The sequence below is a fragment of the Trinickia sp. genome (genome assembly GCF_036503415.1).
GTDB lineage: Bacteria > Pseudomonadota > Gammaproteobacteria > Burkholderiales > Burkholderiaceae > Trinickia.
The window spans coordinates 1-3552 of sequence record NZ_DASXWY010000146.1; the positions used below are offsets into that span (position 1 = coordinate 1).

Sequence of the window (3552 nt, forward strand, 5' to 3'; positions counted from 1 at the left end):
GTCGGCCGAGCAGATCGGTCTCGCAGCGACGCCGCTCGTTGCGGTCTTCGCCCTCGGTGCGGGGGCTGGACAAACCGGCTGGCTGCAGACCGCCCAAACACTGCCGTTCTTGTTGCTTTCCATGTTGCTCGGTGTCTGGGCGGACCAAAGATCGCGCAGACAACTCATGGCGGGTGCGGAGAGCTTGCGCGCGGCGGCCCTGCTCGTCGTGCTCGCCGCGCTCGCGACCGGCAAGCTCTCACTGCTGCTGCTCGCGGTCTGCGGCTTCGTCGGTGCGTGCGGCACCGTCGCCTACAATGTCGCCGCACCTTCGCTGATTACCACCTTGGTCGAACGGCCAGCCTGGGCCGCGGCGAACAGCCGAACGGAACTCGCTCGCAGCGTCGCTTATGCCGCAGGGCCAGCACTGGGTGGACTGCTGGCGGGAACCATCGGCGCATCCGCAGCATTTATCGTCGCCGCGATGCTCTCCACATTGGCCGCTGCGCTGCTGATCGGCATCGACGAACCGTCACGCACGGCACCCACGCGCCGACACTTCGCGGCCGATCTTCGCGAAGGTGCTGCATTCGTCGCAGGCAATCCGCTGCTGCGCGCGATCGCGCTCACGGCAATCTTCTTCAACATCGGATTCTTCACGATCCAGGCCGTCTACGTACCTTACGCGAGCCGCTATCTTGGCCTGTCGCCGGCGGGAGTGGGTGCCACGCTGGCCGCTTACGGTGCGGGGATGATTGCGGGCGCGCTGACGGCACCACGCATCGCAGCGTCGCTGCGCTTCGGGCAGATCATCGTCGTCGGACCGCTTTGCGGGCTTGCTGCCTCCCTGACGTTGTGCGCAACGCTGATCGTTCCTTCGCCGTGGCTTGCGGCGGCGGCTTACTTTCAGCTCGGTATGGGCCCCATCCTGTGGGTCATCAGCTCGACGACGCTGCGCCAGGCGATCACGCCCGAAACGATGCTGGGACGCGTGTCGGCGCTGATCAGCACCGCGACGTACGGCGCGCGCCCGCTCGGCGCGTTGATCGGCGCCATGCTCGGCGGCCCCTTCGGCGCGAAACCCTGCCTCATCGTGGCGGTGCTTGCATTCGTCGTTCAGGCTTACGTCATCTTGCGCTCGCAAGCCGCAAAGCTCGTCTCGCTGCCCGGGGCGGGCGCCTAGGGCCTGTAATTAGCGTGAACAGGCCCTAGCGCATAGGCGAATCGATGGATCGCGCGGCGAGCCGCAACGCTCGCTGCCGCGCGATCCCCGCGCCGCCCCTCGAGGCGACGCGGGGGATACCGCATCGATCACCGGCGTTGCAGGCGAATATCGCGAGACGACGCACCGACATACACCGCGCTACCCGGTACGAACTTCCAGCCATTGCTCGCCGTGTCCCAGACGCTTTGGAAGCGTGCGGGGATCGAGACACGGACATGTCGTGCCTCACCCGGATTGAGGTAGACCTTCTGCCAGCCGACGAGGCGTTTCGGCGGCTCACCGCTGTAGTTGACGCCCAGGTAGACCTGCGGCACTTCGGCGCCCGCCATCTTGCCATCGTTCTTGACGGTGAAGCTTGCCGTCATCGAATGATCCGGTCCGGGCCGGACATCGAGGTCGGAGTAGCTGAAGTGCGTATAGGACAGGCCATGACCGAACTCGAAGAGCGGAGCGATATTCTTCGCGTCATACCAGCGATAGCCCATGTTCAGCTTTTCAGCATAGACGGGGTCTTTCGGCAGCGTGCCATCGGTGCCCCACGTCGGCGTATCCTGGTCGTGCGCAGGGAACGTGACGGGCAGCTTGCCGGACGGATTGACTTTGCCGAACAATACGTTGGCAATGGCCTGTCCCCCACCCTCGCCCGGGAACCAGGCTTCGATGATCGCGGAAACACGGTCCTTCCATGGCATCAGGACCGGATTCCCGCTTTCGACGATGACGATCGTATGCGGGTTCGCCTGTGCCACGGCTTCGACCAGTTGATCCTGATTCGACGGATTGGCGAGCGCCAGGCTCGTGAGTTCGCCGAAGTCTTCGCCCGACGACTGCGTCACCACGACGATCGCCACATCGGATTGCCGCGCGAGCGCAACGGCGCGATCGATCTCTTGCTGCGTGTAGGCCCTGAACGGCTGCGTCTGATCGCTGTTGCCGGCGAAGCTGACTTGCGCCGCGGGCGCCAGCGCCTGAATGGCCTTGACGATCGGCACGTCGAGCTTGAGCCACGGGTTGGTCCACCAACTGCAACCCGTCGCCGAGCCGAACCTCAACCCGCCGCAACCCGCGAAATTGCCTGACACAGGATCGCGCGTGTTGCCCGAACCGCCGCCCGTGAGAACGGCGGCGTCGGCGTGTCCGCCGATCACGGCGATCCGCTGCAACGCCGCGGCCGTGAGCGGCAATTGTGCGTTGTCGTTCTTGAGCAGCACCATCGATCGCTCCTCCGCGGATTGGGCGAATGCCCGGCCCGCAGCGAAATCGATCGGCGCCGGCTTCGGCGGATCGTCGAATACGCCGGTGCGAATCATCACGTAGAGCTTGCGACGTACCATGTCGTCGAGCCGCGCTTGGGAAATCTGGTGATTCGCCAGCGCCTGCTTGACTGCATCGGGCGTCAGATAGACCGTTGGCCCGACATCTTCCTCCTCATCCAGGCCGGCGTTGATCGAGGCCGCCGTGCTGTGAGCCGCGCCCCAATCGGACTGCACCTGGCCTTCGAAGCCCCAGTCGTGCTTGAGAACATCGGTCAGCACATGCGGGTTTTCGCAAGAGTAGGTTCCGTTGACGCGGTTGTAGCTGCACATCACGCTGCCGGGTCGCGCTGTGCGCGCGGCGATTTCGAAGGGCAGCAGATACAGTTCGCGCAGCGTGCGCTCGTCGATCTGGCTGTTGCCGCCCATGCGGCCGGTTTCCTGCTCGTTGCCGACATAGTGCTTGATGGTGGCGATCACCTTCTGGTTCTGGGTGCCGACGGTTCGCGCCGCCAACATCTCGCCGGCAAGAACCGGATCTTCGCCGAGATACTCGAAAAGACGCCCGCCGCGTGGCTCACGCGCGAGATTGGTGCCGCCGCCCAGGCCCATGCCAAAGCCTTGCGCACGCAGTTGCGAAGCGATGCGCGCACCGAAATCGTACGAGAGGTGCCGGTCCCAGCTCGCGGCGAGCCCGATGGTTGCCGGGAACGTCGTGCTCGGCTGAGACGTGCTGCCCGAGCCCGTAGCCGAATCGACCATGTTCAAATCGGGAATGCCGAGACGCGGCACCCCCTGAATGAAGCCGGCTCCTCCGCCCGGAACATCGCTCATCTGATATTTCGAGTGGATCAACTGCAGTTTCTCGTCCAGCGTCATTTGCCTCACGAGCATATCGGCGCGTCGATGCGCGGCGAAATCCATACCGGGAGTGAACGACGACGGTGCGGGGTTGAAAGCCGTATCGCTCTCGCTCGCGTGAGCGCTCGCGAATGCGGCCGCCAACACCAATGCCATTGGCCAACGATTGACCTGCATGTGTCTCTCCATGAATGTGGGTTGTAATGCTCGACAACAACACCGGATCTCACTGGA

At 64.4% G+C, this 3552-nt stretch carries 2 protein-coding genes; one reads left to right on the forward strand and one right to left on the reverse strand.

Annotated features, from left to right (window positions below; translation table 11 throughout):
• Positions 1–1162, forward strand: a 1162-nt coding sequence (locus VGL01_RS17985) for an MFS transporter (protein ID WP_331571684.1), incomplete at its 5' end; no start/stop codon positions are given.
• A gap of 128 nt (positions 1163–1290) precedes the next feature.
• Here the strand turns inward: VGL01_RS17985 and VGL01_RS17990 are convergent.
• Positions 1291–3495: a glycoside hydrolase family 3 C-terminal domain-containing protein gene (locus tag VGL01_RS17990; protein ID WP_331571685.1), complete on the reverse strand. Its 2205-nt coding sequence runs from the start codon at positions 3493–3495 to the stop codon at positions 1291–1293.
• Positions 3496–3552 lie beyond the last annotated feature (57 nt).